General features: G+C 69.9%; 18 protein-coding genes. 14 read left to right on the top strand and 4 right to left on the bottom strand.

Features of this window, described 5'->3' with window-relative positions; all coding sequences use genetic code 11:
• Positions 1–54: 54 nt before the first annotated feature.
• The 7 genes from DMH01_RS17815 to DMH01_RS17785 all read left to right on the top strand — a co-directional run bounded on the left by DMH01_RS17815 (position 55) and on the right by DMH01_RS17785 (position 4995).
• The gene (locus tag DMH01_RS17815; RefSeq protein ID WP_125678124.1) at positions 55–486 is read left to right on the top strand and encodes a helix-turn-helix domain-containing protein; all 432 of its coding nucleotides are present in this window, start codon (positions 55–57) and stop codon (positions 484–486) included.
• Between the two features lie 9 nt (positions 487–495).
• Entirely contained in the window at positions 496–1485 is a 990-nt protein-coding gene (locus tag DMH01_RS17810; protein WP_125678122.1) for a YafY family protein, read from the top strand.
• Positions 1482–2459, top strand: coding sequence for a YafY family protein (locus DMH01_RS17805; protein ID WP_125678120.1), 978 nt, complete (start codon positions 1482–1484; stop codon positions 2457–2459). The genes DMH01_RS17810 and DMH01_RS17805 overlap by 4 nt, the downstream gene beginning before the upstream one ends.
• Positions 2460–2468: 9 nt before the next feature.
• Positions 2469–2678 (top strand): bacteriophage holin, encoded by a 210-nt coding sequence (locus tag DMH01_RS17800; RefSeq protein ID WP_005150907.1) that lies wholly within the window; start codon positions 2469–2471, stop codon positions 2676–2678.
• 38 nt (positions 2679–2716) lie between these two features.
• Positions 2717–3049 carry a Sec-independent protein translocase subunit TatA gene (gene tatA, locus DMH01_RS17795; protein ID WP_034306661.1) on the top strand — a complete coding sequence of 111 codons (333 nt, stop codon included), beginning with the start codon at positions 2717–2719 and terminating at the stop codon, positions 3047–3049.
• Positions 3050–3143: 94 nt separating this feature from the next.
• Positions 3144–4112 carry a twin-arginine translocase subunit TatC gene (gene tatC / locus DMH01_RS17790; RefSeq protein WP_125678118.1) on the top strand — a complete coding sequence of 323 codons (969 nt, stop codon included), beginning with the start codon at positions 3144–3146 and terminating at the stop codon, positions 4110–4112.
• 7 nt (positions 4113–4119) lie between these two features.
• The gene (locus tag DMH01_RS17785) at positions 4120–4995 is read left to right on the top strand and encodes a diacylglycerol kinase family protein (RefSeq protein ID WP_125678116.1); all 876 of its coding nucleotides are present in this window, start codon (positions 4120–4122) and stop codon (positions 4993–4995) included.
• Here the strand turns inward: DMH01_RS17785 and DMH01_RS17780 are convergent.
• Positions 4979–5566, bottom strand: coding sequence for a hypothetical protein (locus tag DMH01_RS17780; RefSeq protein ID WP_125678114.1), 588 nt, complete (start codon positions 5564–5566; stop codon positions 4979–4981). The two genes, DMH01_RS17785 and DMH01_RS17780, sit on opposite strands and share 17 nt — an antisense overlap.
• A gap of 112 nt (positions 5567–5678) precedes the next feature.
• Between DMH01_RS17780 and DMH01_RS17775 the strand changes: the two genes are divergently transcribed.
• The 5 genes from DMH01_RS17775 to DMH01_RS17755 all read left to right on the top strand — a co-directional run bounded on the left by DMH01_RS17775 (position 5679) and on the right by DMH01_RS17755 (position 12599).
• Positions 5679–8456, top strand: a complete 2778-nt coding sequence (locus tag DMH01_RS17775) for an RNA helicase (protein WP_125678112.1) — start codon at positions 5679–5681, stop codon at positions 8454–8456.
• A 437-nt stretch (positions 8457–8893) separates the two neighbouring features.
• Positions 8894–9670, top strand: coding sequence for a DUF4333 domain-containing protein (locus tag DMH01_RS17770; RefSeq protein ID WP_125678110.1), 777 nt, complete (start codon positions 8894–8896; stop codon positions 9668–9670).
• Positions 9671–9711: 41 nt separating this feature from the next.
• A complete protein-coding gene (locus tag DMH01_RS17765) occupies positions 9712–10911 on the top strand; it encodes a GNAT family N-acetyltransferase (protein WP_125678108.1) in 1200 nt (399 codons plus the stop codon).
• Positions 10912–10945: 34 nt separating this feature from the next.
• Positions 10946–11335, top strand: coding sequence for a DUF4333 domain-containing protein (locus tag DMH01_RS17760; protein ID WP_125678107.1), 390 nt, complete (start codon positions 10946–10948; stop codon positions 11333–11335).
• Between the two features lie 43 nt (positions 11336–11378).
• Complete coding sequence (locus DMH01_RS17755) at positions 11379–12599, top strand: GNAT family N-acetyltransferase (protein WP_125678105.1); 1221 nt, start codon at positions 11379–11381, stop codon at positions 12597–12599.
• A gap of 121 nt (positions 12600–12720) precedes the next feature.
• On the opposite strand, the gene DMH01_RS17750 is transcribed toward DMH01_RS17755, so the two are convergent.
• The 3 genes from DMH01_RS17750 to DMH01_RS17740 all read right to left on the bottom strand — a co-directional run bounded on the left by DMH01_RS17750 (position 12721) and on the right by DMH01_RS17740 (position 15243).
• Positions 12721–13689 (bottom strand): pirin family protein, encoded by a 969-nt coding sequence (locus tag DMH01_RS17750; protein ID WP_125678103.1) that lies wholly within the window; start codon positions 13687–13689, stop codon positions 12721–12723.
• On the bottom strand, positions 13686–14630 hold the full coding sequence (locus tag DMH01_RS17745) for a 5'-3' exonuclease H3TH domain-containing protein (protein WP_125678101.1): 945 nt from the start codon (positions 14628–14630) through the stop codon (positions 13686–13688). Before DMH01_RS17745 ends, DMH01_RS17750 begins: the two co-directional genes overlap by 4 nt.
• A 76-nt stretch (positions 14631–14706) precedes the next feature.
• Entirely contained in the window at positions 14707–15243 is a 537-nt protein-coding gene (locus tag DMH01_RS17740; protein WP_125678099.1) for an NADPH-dependent FMN reductase, read from the bottom strand.
• A 118-nt stretch (positions 15244–15361) separates the two neighbouring features.
• Here DMH01_RS17740 and DMH01_RS17735 point away from each other — a divergent pair, with 118 nt between their 5' ends.
• Positions 15362–15940 (top strand): transcriptional regulator, encoded by a 579-nt coding sequence (locus DMH01_RS17735; RefSeq protein WP_125678097.1) that lies wholly within the window; start codon positions 15362–15364, stop codon positions 15938–15940.
• Positions 15937–17187, top strand: a complete 1251-nt coding sequence (locus DMH01_RS17730) for an MFS transporter (RefSeq protein ID WP_125678095.1) — start codon at positions 15937–15939, stop codon at positions 17185–17187. Before DMH01_RS17735 ends, DMH01_RS17730 begins: the two co-directional genes overlap by 4 nt.
• The last annotated feature ends 2 nt before the right edge of the window (positions 17188–17189 follow it).

Genomic DNA, 17189 nt, shown 5'->3' with positions numbered 1-17189 from the left:
CTTTCGGGAAGTACGCACCTCGAGGTGCCCAACCCACGCGGAGGTACGCGCACCGTGGTCACGCGCACGGCACAGGAACGCCGGGACGAACAGAAACGGGCCTACGACGCCTACCTCGCGGCCTGTCCCGCCCGGAAGCTGCTCGACGAGGTCTCGGGCAAATGGGTCAGCCTCGTCCTCGTCGCCCTCGGCGACGGGCCCCAGCGCTACAGCGACCTCTCGCGCCGGATCGCCGGCGTCAGCCAGAAGATGCTCACGCAGACCCTGCGGACCCTTGAGCGGGACGGCCTCCTGACCCGCACGGTCACCCCGTGCGTGCCGGTCCGCGTGGACTACGAACTGACCGGACTCGGCCGGAGCCTCCGGCAGTTGCTGGCCGGGATCAAGGAGTGGGCCGAGACGAGGTTCGACGAGGTCGAGACCGCCAGGGATCGTTACGACGCGCGATCGACGGCTGTCACCATCGGGTCCGGCGGAGCGGGCTAGGGTAGCCGGGTGTCCACCGCACGCGCCGAACGTCTGGTCAACCTGGTTCTGGCCCTCCTGTCCACCCGGCAGTACCTCACCGCCGAGCGGATCCGGGGCATCGTGCCCGGGTACGCCGACGCGGCCAGCGACGAGGCGTACTTCCGCATGTTCGAGCGCGACAAGACCGAACTGCGCGAACTCGGCATCCCGCTGGAGACCGGCCGCAACTCCGCGTTCGACGCGTTCGACGCGATCGACGGGTACCGCATCGCGCGCCGCGACTACGAACTCGGCGAGATCGACCTGGCGCCCGACGAGGCGACCGCGGTCGGCCTCGCCGTCCGGCTCTGGGATTCCCCGGAACTGACCGGTGAGGCGCAAGGCGCGCTGGTGAAACTCCGCGCCGCCGGGGTCGAGGTCGACGACCACGCCCCGACCGTCGTCGAACCGCGCGTCCGCGCCGAACCGGCGTTCGGCCCGTTGCTCGCCGCCGTCCAGGCCGGGCAGGCGGTGCGTTTCGAGTACCGCCGCAGTGGTTCGGCCGAACGCAAGATCCGCACTCTCGAACCGTGGGGCGTGGTGTCGTGGCGCGGCCGCTGGTACGTCGTCGGGCATGACAGGGACCGGGGCGCGTCCCGGTGTTTCCGCCTCTCGCGCGTGACCGGGAAAGTCGCTGCCTTCGGGGAAACCGGCGTCGTCGAACGCCCGGAAGGGGTCAACCTGCTGCGGATGGTCTCCGCCAGCAGTGGCGAGGACCCGTCCGCGCCGACCACCGCCAGTGTCTGGGTCGCCGACGGCAGGGCCGCCGGGGTCCGCCGCCGAGGCCGGGTCGTCGGCCGCAGCGACGCCGGGGGAGAAGAAGGCGACCTCGTGGAGATCGAGCTGTACTACCCCGAATCCGCCGCCGACTGGCTCACCGCGCACGGGCCGGACGTCCTCGTCCTCGAACCCGAGGTGCTCGCGAAGTCGGTCTTCAGCCGCCTCGAAGCCATCGCACACGCCGGCGGTGCCCGATGAGCACCACCGGACGGATGCCGCGGTTGCTCGCGCTCGTGCCGTATCTGCTCGCGCGGCCCGGGATCAAGATCGACGACGCCGCCCACGACTTCGACGTCACGCCCAAGCAGCTGCGCAAGGACCTCGAACTGCTGTGGATGTGCGGGTTGCCCGGCTACGGCCCCGGTGACCTGATCGACCTGTCCTTCGAGGGCGACACGATCGTCGTCACGCACGACGCAGGCATGAACCGCCCGCTGCGGCTCACCGGCGGCGAGGCGACGGCCATGCTCGTCGCACTGCGCGCGCTGGCCGAGACGCCCGGAGTGGTCGACGCCGACGCGGTCCGCCGCGCCATCGCGAAGATCGAGGTCGCAGCGGGGCAGGCTCAGCCGTCGGGAATCGTCGTCGGCGGGGGAGTGCGGGAAGGCAAGAAGACCGCAGGCACTCGCGAAGCCGTCCGGGCCGCGCTCACCGCGAAGCGCGCGTTGCGGATCCGGTACTACACCGCGTCGAAGGACGAGATCACCGAACGCACCGTCGATCCGATGCGGCTGCTCATCGTGCAGGCGGTCGGCTACCTCGAAGCGTGGTGCCGCCGCGCCGAGGACGTCCGGCTGTTCCGGCTCGACCGGATCGACGAACTCACCGTGCTCGACGAACCCGCCGTCCCACCGGCGCACGCGCGGCCCACTGACATTTCCGATGGTGTTTTCCGCCCGCGTCCCGATCAGCAGGAAGCCGTTCTCGTCCTCGACCCCGACAAACGCTGGGTAGCCGAGTACTACCCCTGCGAGGAGCTCGACGAGCTCGACGGCGGGCGGCTGCGCATCCGGATGCGGTACGCCGACGAGTCGTGGATGGTCCGCCTCATCCTGGGGCTGGGCGGAGACGCGCAGGTCGAAAGCCCGGTCGCGCTCGGAGAGGCTGTTCGTCGCCGGGCGGCCGACGCGCTGGCCCGGGCTCGTCACCTAACGTCAACCTACGAGCAGTAGGGTGACGCCGTGTCGTACCTGCCGAGCATCGCGCTCGCCGTCGCCGGGCTGATCCTGCTCTTTGTTCTGCTCATCAAATTACGCAGAGTCTTGCGCGTACTCACCCATACGATGAGCATGGTGGCTACGAACACCCGAAAACGGACAGGGCTCCTTCGCGCCCGGTCGGCCGCGCTGCGCGTGGCGATCGCGCAACGACGTGGGCTCGAAGACCGGTAACATCACACCTGAGAGACTCGAGAAGGAGGCCGCAAACGATGAACGCGCTGCAGCCGTGGCACATCATCATCCTGGTGCTCGTCGTTGTTCTGCTGTTCGGCGCCAAGAGGCTTCCGGACGCCGCGCGGTCCATCGGCAAGTCCATGAAGATCTTCAAGGCCGAGACCAAGGACATGGCCGGAGACAAGGACAAGGCCGCCGAGGCCGAAGAGGTCGAGACCAAGCAGCTGCCGCAGGCCACCACGCCCGCGCCCGCCGCGACCGCGCAGGACAAGCAGGTCGCCGACCTCCAGCGCCAGCTCGACGAGCTCAAGAAGCAGCAGGCCGCCGCGCCCGCTCCGGCCGAGCAGGCGCAGAAGAACGCCAGCTGAGCGGTCTTAGTTAGCCAAGCGGAGCCTGTTCGCGGATGAGCGCGCCGAAGTACCGGCGCGCTCATGGTGGACCCTGACGAGAACGGACTGTCCAGTGGCGGATTCCGCCTCCGGTGAGGAGCGCCGCGGCACGAAGCGGCGCAAGCGCAGCCGTCGGGCCAACCCCGACGGCACGATGACGCTCATCGAGCACATCTACGAGTTCCGGCGCCGTCTAGGCTTCGCGCTGCTCGCTCTCGTCGCCGGCGGGATCTTCGGTTTCATCTGGTTCCAGACGACGCTGGGTCCTGTTCCATCGCTGGGCAAGTTGCTGGTCGATCCTTACTGCGCCATTCCCGCGGACCGCCGGTTCGGCGGGAGCGAAGGCGAGTGCAAGCTTCTGCAGACCGTGCCCTTCGAAGCGTTCATGACGCAGTTGAAGGTCGGTCTCGCGGGTGGCGCGGTCCTGCTTTCGCCGGTGTGGCTCTATCAAATCTGGGCGTTCATCGCGCCCGGCCTCTACTCGAAGGAGCGCAAGTACGCGCTCACCTTCGTCGCGTTCGCGTCGGCGCTCTTCGCCGCGGGCGCAGTGCTGGCGTACCTCCTCGTCCCGCACGCTCTCGAACTGCTGATGAACTTCGGTGGCGACCAGTTCATCACCGCGCTCACGGCGGACAAGTACGTCTCGTTCATCTTGTCGCTGCTGGTGATCTTCGGCGTCAGTTTCGAACTCCCGCTGCTCGTGGTGATGCTGAACCGCGTCGGCGTACTCAAGTACCAGACGCTGAAGAAGTGGCGCCGCGGCCTGATCATGGTCGTGTTCGTCTTCGCCGCCTTCGCGACGCCCGGTTCGGATCCGTTCTCGATGCTCGCCCTGGCCGGCGCGCTGGTGGTGCTCCTGGAGCTCTCGATCCAGATCGCGCGCTTCCACGACCGCAAGCTCGACAAGGAACGCGGCACCGAGGGCTGGGATCAGCTCGCCGACGACGAGGCCGCACCGTTCGACTACACGCCGAGCAAGATCGACGAGGAGCCGTCGGCCGCCACGAACGGCAAGCGCACCAACACCGACGACGTCACCTGAGCCGCGGATGCACGCGGCGCTGGCCGTCCACCCCGCCTCGGGTAACGGGGCCGCGGGACGGCTGATGGAGTCGGTCGCGGCGCGGCTGCGGCCCGTCGTCGACCGGCTCGACGTCCTCGTCGCCCACACGGTCGAGGAATCCCGTGCGCTGATGACCGACTCGCGCGCGGCCGGGCTGGACGTCCTCGTCGTTCTCGGCGGTGACGGCGCGGCGCACCAAGGCGTGCAGTTCTGCGCCGAATCCGGCGTCGCACTCGGGCTCGTCCCCGCGGGCACCGGCAACGACTTCGCCAGGGCGCTCGGCATCCCCGAACGGCCGCACGCCGCCGCCGATCTCGTCGCGAAGCGGATCGCGGAGGGGAAACGACGGAGGATCGACCTCGGCCGGGCGGGTGGCGAATGGTTCGCCACGGTGCTGTGCTCGGGCTTCGACGCCCTGGTGACCGAACGAGCCAACCGGCTGACCTGGCCTCGCGGCCCGCGCCGCTACGACGTCGCGATCCTCGCCGAACTCGCCGCCTTCCGGCCCCGGCCGGTCGTGCTCCGCACCGACGTCGAGACGATCGAACTCGACGCCACCATGATCGCCGTCGGCAACACCCCGTTCTACGGTGGCGGCATGCCGGTCTGCCCCGGCGCGGACCCCGAAGACGGCCTGTTCGACGTCACCGTCGTCGGCAACGCGACCCGGCGCGACCTGCTCCGCATGCTGCCCGGCGTCCGGTCCGGGCAGCACACCGCGCATCCGGCGGTCCGGACCCTCAAAGCCAGTCAGCTCCACCTGGCGGGCAGCGACCTGCCCGTCTACGCCGACGGCGAGCCGCTGGGCAGGCTGCCGATCGACGTCACCTGCGTCCCCGGCGCGCTCACCGTCGTCGGGTGAGCCCGGCGTAGTCACCCGCGCGCCACACCAGGCCGCGGAACGTCCCGGCCGACATCAGTTCGCCGCGCGGGAAGAACACGCCGCCGCAGCGGTGGCAGAACCACCCCTGCCGCCAGTACTCCAGCGCGTCGGGGATGCCCCGCCGGATCCGCGCGTTGCGCCGCAGCCTGAGCACGAACAGCACGGCGAACAGCGCGACCAGCGCGAAGGCGCCGAACGGGAAGATCCAGGCGCCGATGGCCGCGCCGACCCGGCCGCTCGCGGTCGGAGCGGGGTTCTCGGCGAGCACGTCGGTGGCGAACGCGACGAACACGAACGCGGGGATCAGCATGACCAGCGCGAGCGCCAGGAAACAGCCGCCGCCCCGGAGCACCGGGTACGGATTGAGGGAGGCCGCGGTGGCGGTCACCGAAACGCCGGTGTGCGTCGTCGCGGTGTAGACCACGCCGTCGCCGGCCGGGATGGCCGTCATGCCGCCCTGCACCCGGTAGGTCGTCTGCCCGCTCTGGAACACCGCCGGCACACTCTGCACCTGGTCCACCTGCGCGCATTGCGGGCAAGCGATCTCCATGAGGTCCCCTCTCGATCTCGGATCCGGCCCTTGGATGACACGAAGGTGGCGGCCGTTCCCGAGATCGTCACACCGAGTGCGAACTGTCGGTGGGGTATGGAACCCTGACGAAGTGGTCAATAGCCCTTCTCAGACCCCGGCCGAGGCCTACGCGGCCTCCCAGCGCCGCGCTCGATATCCCCAGCTGACCCGCTTCGCGGCGGAATCGTCGTTCGAGTTCGACGACTTCCAGGTCCGCGGCTGCGAGGCGCTCGAAGACGGTCACGGGGTGCTCGTCTGCGCACCGACCGGCGCCGGCAAGACCGTGGTCGGCGAGTTCGCGGTGCATCTCGCCCTCGCCGAAGGCCGCAAATGCTTCTACACGACACCCATCAAGGCGTTGTCGAACCAGAAGTACGCCGACCTCGTCGGCCGCTACGGCGCCGACGCCGTCGGCCTGCTGACCGGCGACACTTCGATCAACGGCAACGCGCAGGTCGTGGTCATGACCACCGAGGTCCTCCGCAACATGCTCTACGCCGGATCCTCGACCATCGGCGAACTCGCGTACGTGGTGATGGACGAGGTCCACTACCTCGCCGACCGGTTCCGCGGCGCCGTCTGGGAAGAGGTCATCCTCCACCTGCCCGAACACGTCCGGGTCGTCGGCCTCTCGGCCACGGTGAGCAACGCCGAGGAGTTCGGCGAGTGGCTCGTCGAGGTCCGCGGCGACACCACCGTCGTCGTCGACGAGCACCGCCCGGTGCCGCTGTGGCAGCACATGCTGGTCGGCAACCGGCTGATGGACCTGTTCGCCGGTCAGGAGGAGAACGCGCCGGGCGCCGAACTGCGGATCAACCCCAGCCTGCTTCGCCGTACCGAGGAGATCGGCGGCCGTTTCGCCCCGGCGGGGCTGCGCGGGCCGAGGGGACGGCGAGGGGCGCCGTCGCGGATGCCGCGGTACCGGCCGCCGTCCCGCACCGAGACGGTCGAGCGGCTGGACAACGCCGGCCTGCTCCCCGCCATCGTGTTCATCTTCTCCCGCGCCGGCTGTGACGCCGCCGTCGGTCAGTGCGTCCGGTCGGGCCTGCGGCTCAACGGCCCCGAGGAGGTCGAGAAGGTCCGCCGCATCGTCGCCGAGCGCACCAAGGACCTCCCCGAAGGCGACCTCGGCGTCCTCGGCTTCTGGGAATGGCGTGAGGCGCTCGAGCGCGGTATCGCCGGGCACCACGCCGGACTGCTCCCGGCGTTCAAGGAGACGGTCGAGGAGCTGTTCGTCCAGGGCCTCGTGAAGGTCGTCTTCGCCACCGAGACGCTCGCCCTCGGCATCAACATGCCCGCGCGGACCGTCGTGCTGGAACGGCTCGTGAAGTACAACGGCGAGGCGCACGTCGACCTGACACCGGGGGAGTACACACAGCTCACCGGGCGGGCCGGACGGCGCGGGATCGACGTCGAAGGCCACGCCGTCGTCGCCTGGCAGCCGGGGATCGACCCGAAGCAGGTCGGCGGGCTGGCCTCGACCAGGACGTACCCGCTGCGGTCGTCCTTCCGGCCCGGCTACAACATGGCGGTGAACCTGGTCGCCCAGGTCGGCGCCGAAGAGGCACGTGACCTGCTGGAACAGTCGTTCGCGCAGTTCCAGGCCGACCGGTCGGTGGTCGGGACGGCGCGGCGGATCGAGCGGAACAAGGAGGCCCTGCGGGGCTACACCTCGGCCATCACCGGCGATTTCGACCAGATGCTGGAGTACGTCGATCTGCGCGCGAAGATCTCCGCCAGGGAGAAGGCACTCTCGCGGCAGAACACCTCCGCCCGCCGTGCGGGAACCGCCGAATCGCTGGAGAAGCTCCGGAAGGGCGACGTCATCGCCGTGCCCGCGGGGCGGCGCGCGGGGCTGGCGGTCGTCGTCGATCCGGGGCTCGACCCGATCCGCGAACCGCGGCCCGTGGTGGTCACCGAGGACCGCTGGTCCGGGCCGCTCTCGGTGTCCGACTTCCCGTCGCCGGTCGAGGCGCTGGGGAACATCAAGCTGCCGAAGCACATCGAGCTGCGCTCGCCCAAGACCCGCCGGGATATCGCTTCGAGCCTGCGCAACGCGGGAATCTCCTTGCCCGGCAGGCAAAAGCGCCGCGCGGGGGCCAATGAGGACGGTGAGCTGGCCGCACTCCGGCGGGCGCTGCGCGCGCATCCGTGCCACGGCCTCGCCGAACGCGAGGCGAACCTGCGCTGGGTCGAGCGGTACCAGCGGCTCACGGCCGAGACCGAGCAACTGGAACGCAAGGTCGCCGCGACCACGCACTCGCTCGCGCGGGCCTTCGACCGCATCCTGCGGCTGCTCGGCGAGCGCGGGTACCTCGGGCCCGAGTCGAAGGGCGACGGCGAGGACCGCGTCACCGAACACGGCAAGCGGCTCACCCGGCTCTACAGCGAGTCCGATCTGCTCGCCGCCGAGTGCATCCGGCACGGCGTCTGGAAGGGCTTAACCCCGCCCGAACTCGCCGCGGTCGTCTCGACGCTGGTCTTCGAGGCGCGCCGGGACACCGCGGGGGAGCCTCGGCTGCCCCTGGGCAAGGTGGTCGACGCCTGGCAGGCGACCACGCGGCTGTGGATCGAACTCACCGAGGACGAGCGGCGCCACAAGCTGGACCGCACCCGCGAACCCGACGCCGGCTTCGCCTGGCCCATCTACCGGTGGGCGCGTGGCGAGTCGCTGGAGAAGGTCCTCACCGCCGCCGAAGCGAACGGCCAGGAGCTGTCGGCCGGTGACTTCGTGCGGTGGTCGCGGCAGGTCATCGACCTGCTGGACCAGATCCGCGACGTCCTCGGGAAGGCGGATCCGGTCGGAGCGGCGGCCTCGGACGCCGTGAAGGCCTTGCGGCGCGGCGTCGTGGCGGCCGGCGGCGCGTGACCGGTCCGGTAAGGCGACCGGTCCGTGAAGGCCTTCTTGAGGGACCCAGAGTCCCTCAAGAAGGCCTTCACGGAATCGGACATCGCCACGTGCACCCCACATGCACCAGCAGGCGCAACGGCTGCGCGTGAAGGCCCCCTTCACTCGGCTCAGCCGAGGAAACTCGACCTTCACACCTTGCCCAGTACATGAAGGCCCCCTTCCTTGCGCCTAGGTACAGGAAGGGGGCCTTCATGTACTCCGGCGAGCAGGGACACCGGCGCCGAGACGTTGGGCTGACCGGCGGAGCGCCACGCCGCCGGTGTGAGCACGGTGGCGGCGAGTTGCCCCGACACCGGCCGAGAACAGTGGGCAGGGGCGCCGACCTGTGGTTGGATCGCCCACGACGGCCATGCAGGTCGGCCGGTGACGATGGCGGAACAGGCGGAGGCGAAACGATGAGCACGCCGTATGGCGGCAACGACCCGCAGCAGCAGCCCCAATGGGGGCAGCAGCCGGGCTACGGGCAGCAGCCGGGCGGCACTCAACCGCCGAGCGGCCCGCAGCAGCAACCGCAGTGGGGTCAGCAGCCGCAGTACGACCCGTCGCAGACCCAGCAGCAACAGCCGCAGTGGGGCCAGCAGCCCGCACCCTACGACCCGTCCCAGCAGCAGCCGGGGTACCCGCAGCAGCAGGACCCGTCGCAGACGCAGCAACAGCAGCCGCAGTGGGGCCAGCAACCGCAGTACGGCCAGCAGCCGGGATATCCGCAGAGCGGGCCCCAGCAGCAGCCGGGCTACCCCCAGAGCGGCCCGCAGCAGCAGCCGCAGTACGGGCAGCAGCAGCCCGGCCAATACGACTACGGCCAGAGCCAGTTCCCGGGCACCCAGGGCGAGGCGCAGGACAAGCCGAAGTCCAAGAAGGGCCTGTTCATCGGGATCGGCGCGCTCGTGGTGATCATCGCCGCGGTCGGCATCCTCGGGTTCGTCACGCCGGGCTGGTTCAACACCCAGGTGTTCAACAACACGCAGATGCAGACCGACGTGCAGAAGCTGCTCACCGAGACCTACGGGATCAAGGAGATCAGCGCGGTCACCTGCCCCTCCGGCCAGGAGGTCAAGGACGGTGTGAAGTTCACCTGCACCGCCACGATCGAGGGCAAGCCGCAGGAGGTGCCGATCACCGTGAAGGGTGACACCGGCAACTACGAGGTTTCGCCGCCCGCCACCAAATAAACGGCGGGCGCCTGGCGCGGTCGATCCTGCATGATCGAGTCATGAGCGACTTCTCAGTGCGGCGGCTGCGGTCCGACGAGGAACGGGCCGCGACCGATTTGTTCAGGCGCGCGTTGCACGCCAAGGAGATGACCGACGAGGAATGGTCGGCCATCGCCCCGTCGATGCAGCCCGACCGCGGGTTCGGCGCGTTCGACCACGAGCTGATCGGCACCCTCCGGTCCTTCGACTCGGAAGTGACCCTGCCCGGCGGCGGCGTCACACCGCTCGCCGCGGTCAGCCTGGTCGGCGTGCGCGCCGACCGGACCCGCCGCGGCGTGCTGACCGGCTTGATGCGCGCTCAGTTCGAGGATTTCGCCGCTCGCGGCGTTCCCGCGGCGATGCTGCACGCGTCCGAGGGCGCCATTTACGGCAGGTTCGGCTACGGCGTCGCCGTGCGGGCGAAGTCGATCGAGGTCGACAGGCACCGCGCTCGCTTCCGGCCCGAGGCGCCTGCGGGTGGGCAGATCTCCTTGCTGGATCTGGAAAGCACCGTCGAACAATGGCCGTCGCTCTTCGACGCGCTCCCGCGCACCCGGCCGGGCATGATCGCGCGGAGCCCGCATCTGTGGCCGGGCTACGAACGGGAACTGCGCCGGGCGACCACGCCGGTCACGACCGCGGTGCACCGCGGCCAGGACGGGGTCGACGGCTATGTCACCTACACCGTCGAGAGGGCTCATTTCGGTGCTCCGACGCTGCTGAAGATCCAGTCGTTCCACTACGCGAGTCCTGACGCGTTCGCCGGGTTGTGGCGCTACCTGCTGTCCGTGGATCTGGTCGACCGCATCACCGCGGAGAAGCGGCCGCTCGACGAGCCGGTCGAGTTGCTGTTCACCGATCCGCGGCACGTGACGGTCCAGAAGATCCAGGACGAAGGCTGGCTCCGGCTGGTCGACGTCGAGAGGATGCTCGGCGCACGCACGTATCTGGGCGAGCCGGTCGTCATCGAGGTCACGGATCCCTTCCTGGAGCACAACTCCGGCCGCTACCGCCTGTCCGAGGACGGCGCCGTCCGCACCACCGACCCGGCGGATCTCGAACTGCACGCCGACACCCTTTCGATGGTGTACCTCGGCGGCTGGCGTCCCTCGGATCTCGCGGCCGTCGGACGGGTCCGTGCCACCGGCACGGCCGCCCTGGAACGCGCGGACCTGCTGTTCGGCACGCGGGTCAATCCCTGGTGCGGTACCTTCTTCTGACGTTGGATGATCACACCGGTGGGGGTGGAGAAGCTTGAGCAGGCGAGCCGTCGCGACGGTCGGTCTGTGTTGTGCCGCTTTCGCGATGCTGGCGGCGTGTTCGGACACCCCGGCGCCCGCACCGGCGACGAAGACCGTCACGGTCCCGCCGACGACGAGCGCTTCGTCGAGCACGTCGGGCGGTTCGTCCTCCGCCGCTCCGGGCAGAGTCTTCGACCCGCGGACCATGCAGGCGGACGTGCGGAAGATCCTCACCGAGACCTATCAGGTGAGAGAAGTCGGCGACGTCCTCTGCCCGGCGAACCAGACGGTCAAGGACGGCAGCACGTTCACCTGCACCGTGCAGGTCGGCGGGGAGGGCAAGACCGTCACGATCACCGTCACCGGGGACGACGGCCGCTACGAGGTCGGCGCGCCCGCCTGAAAACGGGTTGGGTTCGCCCGGCCCGCGGGGCAGGATCGGCGGTATGAGCGAATTCCATGTGCGTGCCGTGGCCGAAGGCGAACAGAGGGCCTGTCTCGGAGTCCTGGCGGAGTCCTTGCACGGCAAGCCTGCTTCGGACGAGGTCTGGGCGAAGATGGCTCCGTCCTGGCCCGCGGCAGGGAAATTCGCCGCGTTCGACGACCACGGAACCCCGGTGGGGATCACCAGTTCCTTCGAGGTGGAGCTGACCGTCCCGGGTGGACGGAAGCTCGTCACGGCCGCCGTCGACGGTGTCGGCGTCCGTGCCGACTGGACCCGCCGCGGGATCCTGACCGCCATGATGGCCGTACAGCTGGAAGACTTCGCGGCGCGTGGCGTTCCGCTCGCCGCGCTGCACGCGTCGGAAGCGGTGATCTACGGTCGCTTCGGTTACGGTGCGGCCACTTTCTGCCGGGGTGTTTCCGTGGAACGCCCGCGCGCCCGGCTTCGCGACGGCGTGGGACGCGAGGGCGTGGTCAGGTTCGTCACCCCGGCCGAAGCCGTGGAGCGTGTTCCCGCGTTGTACCACCGTTTCGAGGGAACGCGGCCGGGTTTCGTCTCTCGGCCTGCCAACTGGTGGCCGGGCTTCTTCGAGCGGGTGGTCACCGGAAACGACGGCTATCGCGTGGCCGTCCACACTGGACCGGATGGGGACGACGGTTTCGTCGTCTACCAGACCATCGACACTCGGGACCGGCAGGCGCCGGAGCGCGGCGCGCTCCTCGACGTCCGTGAACTCCATGCCGCCACGCCGCAGGCCTGGGCGGGACTGTGGCGCTTCCTGCTGTCGATCGACCTCGTCTCGGCCGTCGCCGGCCGGGGTTTCCCGCTGGACGACCCGCTCGCCGAACTGGTCACCGACCCGCGTGCGGTGAACACCACCGAGGTCATCGACGACCTGTGGCTGCGGCTCGTCGATGTGCTCGCGGCGCTGCGGGCACGGTCCTACGGCACCGCCGAGCCCGTGGTGCTCGAAGTGCACGACAAGCAGCTTCCGGACAACGACGGCCGTTACGTCGTCGGCCCGGACGGCGTGGACCGCACGACCGCCGAGGCCGATCTGCGGCTGGACGTCGCCATCTTGTCGTCGCTGTACCTCGGCCACGGCCTGTTCGGCGATCTGGCCTTGTCCGGCCGGGTGGAGGTGCTGGACGAGGCCGCGGTCGCCCGTGCCGACGCGCTGTTCCACACCGCGCGCACGCCGTGGTGCGGGACCTTCTTTTAGCTCCCCAGTACATGAAGGCCCCCATCCTGTACCTAGGCGCAAGGATGGGGGCCTTCATGTACTGGGGACGGACCGGGCGTGGGATCGGCCGAAGCCGGAATCCACGGAGGTGGCAGCGCCGCTAAGCCGGATTGCGGCGAGGTTTGATCCGCACCTGCGGCAGCGTGGGCGCGGGCAACCACGCCGTGCTGCCCTGGTAGCCCTCCACCTGACCGAACCGGTCCGCCTGTGCCTGCCACGCCTCGCGGTACTCGGCGATTTCCTCATGGCTTCGGCCCACGAAGTTCCACCACATGACGAGTTCCTCGGTGAACGGGGTCCCGCCGAGCAGGAGCACCCGAGCCGGTTCGGCGCCGGAGTTCTCCAGTTCGAGCCGTCCGTCGCCCGGTGCGAGGTAGGCGAGTTCGCCGGTGGCCAATGCGGCGCCGGCGACGGTGACGGAGCCGATGTCCTGCAGGACACCGTGTTCGAAGGCCGGGTCGATGTCGAGGGCCAGGATCGCCCCGGGCTCCACGGTGAGTTCGGCGCCCAACAGTGGAGTGAACGCCGGGACCGGTGACGTGGTCCCGGCGAGACTCCCGAGAAAGACGCGGGCGGTCGCGCCGGGCAGTTCGAGCAGCGGCGGCGCGTAGTGCCGGAAGTCCCGTGTCGTGTCGCGATGTGTGTCCGGCAGCGCGATCCAGAGTTGGACGCCGTGCAGCATCGAGGTGTCCGGTGTGGACATTTCGGAATGCGCGATGCCGTACCCGGCGGTCATCAGGTTCAGCTCGCCGGGTCGCACCATGGCCCGGGTGCCGATGCTGTCGCGGTGCTCGATCTCGCCGCTGAACAGCCAGCTCGCGGTCTGCAATCCGGTGTGCGGATGCGGCGCGACGTCCATCCCTCCGGACTCCGAAACGTCCTGCGGACCGTAGTGGTCGGCGAAACACCAGGCGCCGATCAGGGATCGTTGGCGCTGCGGGAGTGTCCGCCGGACCCGGATGGCGCGCGGACCGCCGAGCGGGACGTCGCGCGGGGTCAGCACGGTGACGCCCTCACCCGGCCGTTCCCGGCACAGCAGCTCGGCCGGGTCGGCCTCGGTGTTGCTCATGACTTCGGGAGCGCGGCCAGCAGGCGCTCCACCGAACGGCCGAGATTCCAGCGTTCCGCGAGTTCGGCGACCTTGTCCGGGTCGGCGGGCTCGGACGGGACGAGATCCGGGCGGGACTGGTCGACCGGGGCGTCGGCGGCGACTCGGACGACGGTGGGGGCGACCGCGAGATAGTCGGCGGCGTCGGTCAGCCGGAGCCGGGTCTTGAGCGGCACCCGCGAGTCGCCGGCGTTGGACGCCTCGATCAGCTCCTGCAGCGAACCGAACTGGGTGATCAGCTTCGCGGCCGTCTTCTCGCCGATCCCGGCGACGCCGGGCAGGCCGTCCGACGGGTCTCCGCGCAGCGCCGCCATGTCGGCGTAGCCGGGCCCGGCGTTCCCGGCCGGGATGCCGTACTTCTCCGCGATCTCCTCCGGGCCGAGGACTTCGGCCTTGTTCCAGCCCTTGCCGACGTAGATGACCACCGTGGACGTCGGTTCATGGCGGACCAGCTGGAACAGGTCGCGGTCACCGGTGATGACCTCGACGGGCGAGCGCTGCTCGCGGATCGCGAGCGCGCCGATGACGTCGTCGGCCTCGTACCCGGCCGCCTCGGCCGTCGCGATCCCGAAGGCCTCCAGCAGTTCCAGGATGATCGGCACCTGGGGGGTCAGGGTGTCCGGCACCTCTTCGACGTCGCTGCCTTCCGGGACCTCTTCGGCCACCCGGTGCGCCTTGTAGCTGGGCAGCAGATCGGTGCGGAACTTCGGCCGCCAGTCCGCGTCGAGGCACGCGACGAGCCGGGAAGGCCGCCGGTCGACGAGGATCCGCGCGATGGTGTCGGTGAACCCGCGCACCGCGTTGACCGGTGTCCCGTCGGGGGCGGTCATCGAATCGGGCAGTGCGTAGAACGAGCGGAAGTAGAGGCTCGCGGAATCGAGGAGAGCGAGTGGTCCGGTCACGCGGACAGCCTGCCATGTCCCGCCCCGGATGTCCGTGAAGGACCCGACCCCCAGCCGGGTCCTCCACGGACACCGGTCAGGCCGCGTAGGGCCGCACCTGACGCGCGTCGCGCAGCGCGTTGGCCCACCAGTTCAGCTGATTCAGCAGCGTGGTGGCCGCGACGGAGGCGCCTTCGAAGTCGTCGTGCTCACCGTCCGGGCCGAAGTGGTTCCAGGCGTAGGGGAAGCTCACGGTCTCGCGGATCGTCGCGGCGTGGAGTTCGGCGAAGACCGGGCGCAGGTGTTCCACCGCGCGCAGGCCGCCGGAGATACCGCCATAGGAAACGAAGGCGACCGGTTTCCCGTGCCATTCGGGGCCGGTGGCGTCGAGCGCGGTCTTGAGCGGGCCGGGGTAGCTGTGGTTGTACTCGGGGACGATCACGACGACGGCGTCCGCCGCGGCGACGCCGGGGGAGAGATCTCCGGGGGCTTCGGCCAGATCGATGACGGACAGGGTGACGTCGTCGCGCTGTTTGGCGCGGTCGAGGAACCAGTTCGCGACGACGGGAGCGAAGCGGCCCTCGCGGACGCTGCTGATCACGACGGCGAGCTGGTAAGGCGAGTTCGTTGTCATGCCCAAGACCGTAAAACCTGAACCTAACTTGAAGTCAAACTCCAGAATCGCCGAATATCGGGGCCTAATCGCAGAGAACTCTTTGCAGAGAATTCTCTGCGGTTGTAGGGTCGACGGCATGGGGAAGAGCGAGAGGTATCTCGCGCGGGTCGACGGCCGCGTTCTGCGGGCGCTGTCGCATCCACTGCGCGTCAAGATCCTGGAGTTGCTGCGAGAGGACGGTCCGGCGACGGCGTCCGGACTGGCGAAACGGGTGGGGGAGAGTTCCGGGACCACGAGCTGGCATCTGCGCCAGCTGGCCGAGTGCGGGCTGATCGGAGAGGACGCCGAACGCGGCAGCAGGCGCGACCGGTGGTGGAAGGCCGTGCACGAGGGGGATCAGATGCAGGCCAGGGACTTCATCGACGATCCAGACCTCGCGGGCCCGTTCAACGCCTACGCGCACACGATGATCGAGCGTCGCTACGCCGCCGAAGCGCAGTTCGTCGCCGAGGTGCGGGACTGGGCCGACGAGTGGATCGACAAGGTCAGCTTCCACGATTCGCCGCTCTCGCTGACACCGGACGAGGCCGCCGCGTTGAGCGACGAGATCCTCGACGTGATCGGCCGCTACCGCCGTCCGGAGAAGGACGGCGACACCCAGGTCCGCGTGCACTGGGCGGCCTTCCCGAGGAAGTCCCGGCCGGAGACGCCATGAGCCGGATGCCACTGGGGGCTCTGGTCGTGGCTTCGGGGATCTCCTCGGCCGGGGTGATGATGACGTTGCTCGCGATTCCCTGGTTCGTGCTGCAGAGCACGGGCAGCGGCACCAAGACCGGCCTCGTCACCGCGGCCGAGGTGCTGGGCCTGATGGTCGCCGCGATGCTGGGCGGGCCGATCGTGGACCGGCTCGGCACCCGCCGGGCCAGCGTGGGCGCGGACCTGCTGACCACCGTCACGGTGCTCCTGATTCCGCTCGCGATGGGCACGACAGGACTGAGCCTGCCCGGGCTGATCGCACTGTCGTTCGTGATGGGGGTTTCCCGCGGTCCCGCCGACACGGCGAAGCAGGTGCTGCTCCCCGGCGTCGCCGAACTCGGCGGTGTCGGTGTGAGCCGGGCGGCGAGCGCCGTCGAAGCGGCGATGAGAACCGGCCGGATGGCGGGCGGACCCGCCGCCGGCGCGCTGATCGCGCTGATCGGCCCGATGCCGGTGCTGTTCGTCGACGCGGGCGCGCTCCTGCTGTCCGCCGCGCTGGTGTTCGCGCTGATCCCGGCCGCGGCCGGCCCGCCGAGGCCGCCGTCGGGCGGGTACCTCAAGCAACTGCGCGAAGGATTCGGCTACGTCAAACGCGACGCGGTGCTGCGCGCGATCGTCGGCATGCTGATGCTCACCAGCAGTCTCGACTTCGGGCTGCTCGGTGTCCTGTATCCGGCGTATGGGGATCAGGTCCTGCACAGCACCGCGCTCATCGGCGCGATGATCACCGCCGTCGCGGCGGGCGCGCTCCTCGGCTCGGCGCTCTACGGCTGGGTGGGGCACCGGATTTCCCGGCGGACGGCGATCCTCGTCGCCGTCGCGATCGAAGGTGCGCCGAGATTCGCCTTGCTCGCGCTGGAACCGGCGCCGCCCGTGCTGCTCGCCGGACTGGTGGTGGCCGGGATCGGGGCGGGCGCGCTCAACCCGATCGTGCTCCCGGTGGTCTACGAACGGGTCCCGGAGGCCGTGCGGGGTCGCGTGCTCAGCCTCCTCGTCGGCGGGGTGCTCGCCGTGGCGCCGCTCGGTTCGATGGCGGCCGGGCTGTTGCTGGACGGGATCGGCCTCGTCGGCGCGCTCGCCGTCTTCGGCGGCCTGTACCTGATCGCCGGCACCTTCCCGGCGATCTTCCGGGTGTGGCGCGGGCTCGACGATCCCGCCCCGATCGGGGGTGACCGGCCGGTGAGCCAAGGGGCGCGGACCGACTAGGC

Source organism: Amycolatopsis sp. WAC 04182 (assembly GCF_003947465.1).
GTDB lineage: Bacteria > Actinomycetota > Actinomycetes > Mycobacteriales > Pseudonocardiaceae > Amycolatopsis.
This window is presented reverse-complemented; position numbering and strand designations above follow the sequence as displayed.

Excerpts from the sequence above, each read along its gene's own strand:
- DMH01_RS17805 (WP_125678120.1), top strand. The coding sequence starts at position 1,482 with ATGAGCACCACCGGACGGATGCCGCGGTTGCTCGCGCTCGTGCCGTAT.
- tatA (WP_034306661.1), top strand. The coding sequence starts at position 2,717 with ATGAACGCGCTGCAGCCGTGGCACATCATCATCCTGGTGCTCGTCGTT.
- DMH01_RS17785 (WP_125678116.1), top strand. The coding sequence starts at position 4,120 with ATGCACGCGGCGCTGGCCGTCCACCCCGCCTCGGGTAACGGGGCCGCG.
- DMH01_RS17780 (WP_125678114.1), bottom strand. The coding sequence starts at position 5,566 with ATGGAGATCGCTTGCCCGCAATGCGCGCAGGTGGACCAGGTGCAGAGT.
- DMH01_RS17770 (WP_125678110.1), top strand. The coding sequence starts at position 8,894 with ATGAGCACGCCGTATGGCGGCAACGACCCGCAGCAGCAGCCCCAATGG.
- DMH01_RS17765 (WP_125678108.1), top strand. The coding sequence starts at position 9,712 with ATGAGCGACTTCTCAGTGCGGCGGCTGCGGTCCGACGAGGAACGGGCC.
- DMH01_RS17755 (WP_125678105.1), top strand. The coding sequence starts at position 11,379 with ATGAGCGAATTCCATGTGCGTGCCGTGGCCGAAGGCGAACAGAGGGCC.
- DMH01_RS17750 (WP_125678103.1), bottom strand. The coding sequence starts at position 13,689 with ATGAGCAACACCGAGGCCGACCCGGCCGAGCTGCTGTGCCGGGAACGG.
- DMH01_RS17740 (WP_125678099.1), bottom strand. The coding sequence starts at position 15,243 with ATGACAACGAACTCGCCTTACCAGCTCGCCGTCGTGATCAGCAGCGTC.
- DMH01_RS17735 (WP_125678097.1), top strand. The coding sequence starts at position 15,362 with ATGGGGAAGAGCGAGAGGTATCTCGCGCGGGTCGACGGCCGCGTTCTG.
- DMH01_RS17730 (WP_125678095.1), top strand. The coding sequence starts at position 15,937 with ATGAGCCGGATGCCACTGGGGGCTCTGGTCGTGGCTTCGGGGATCTCC.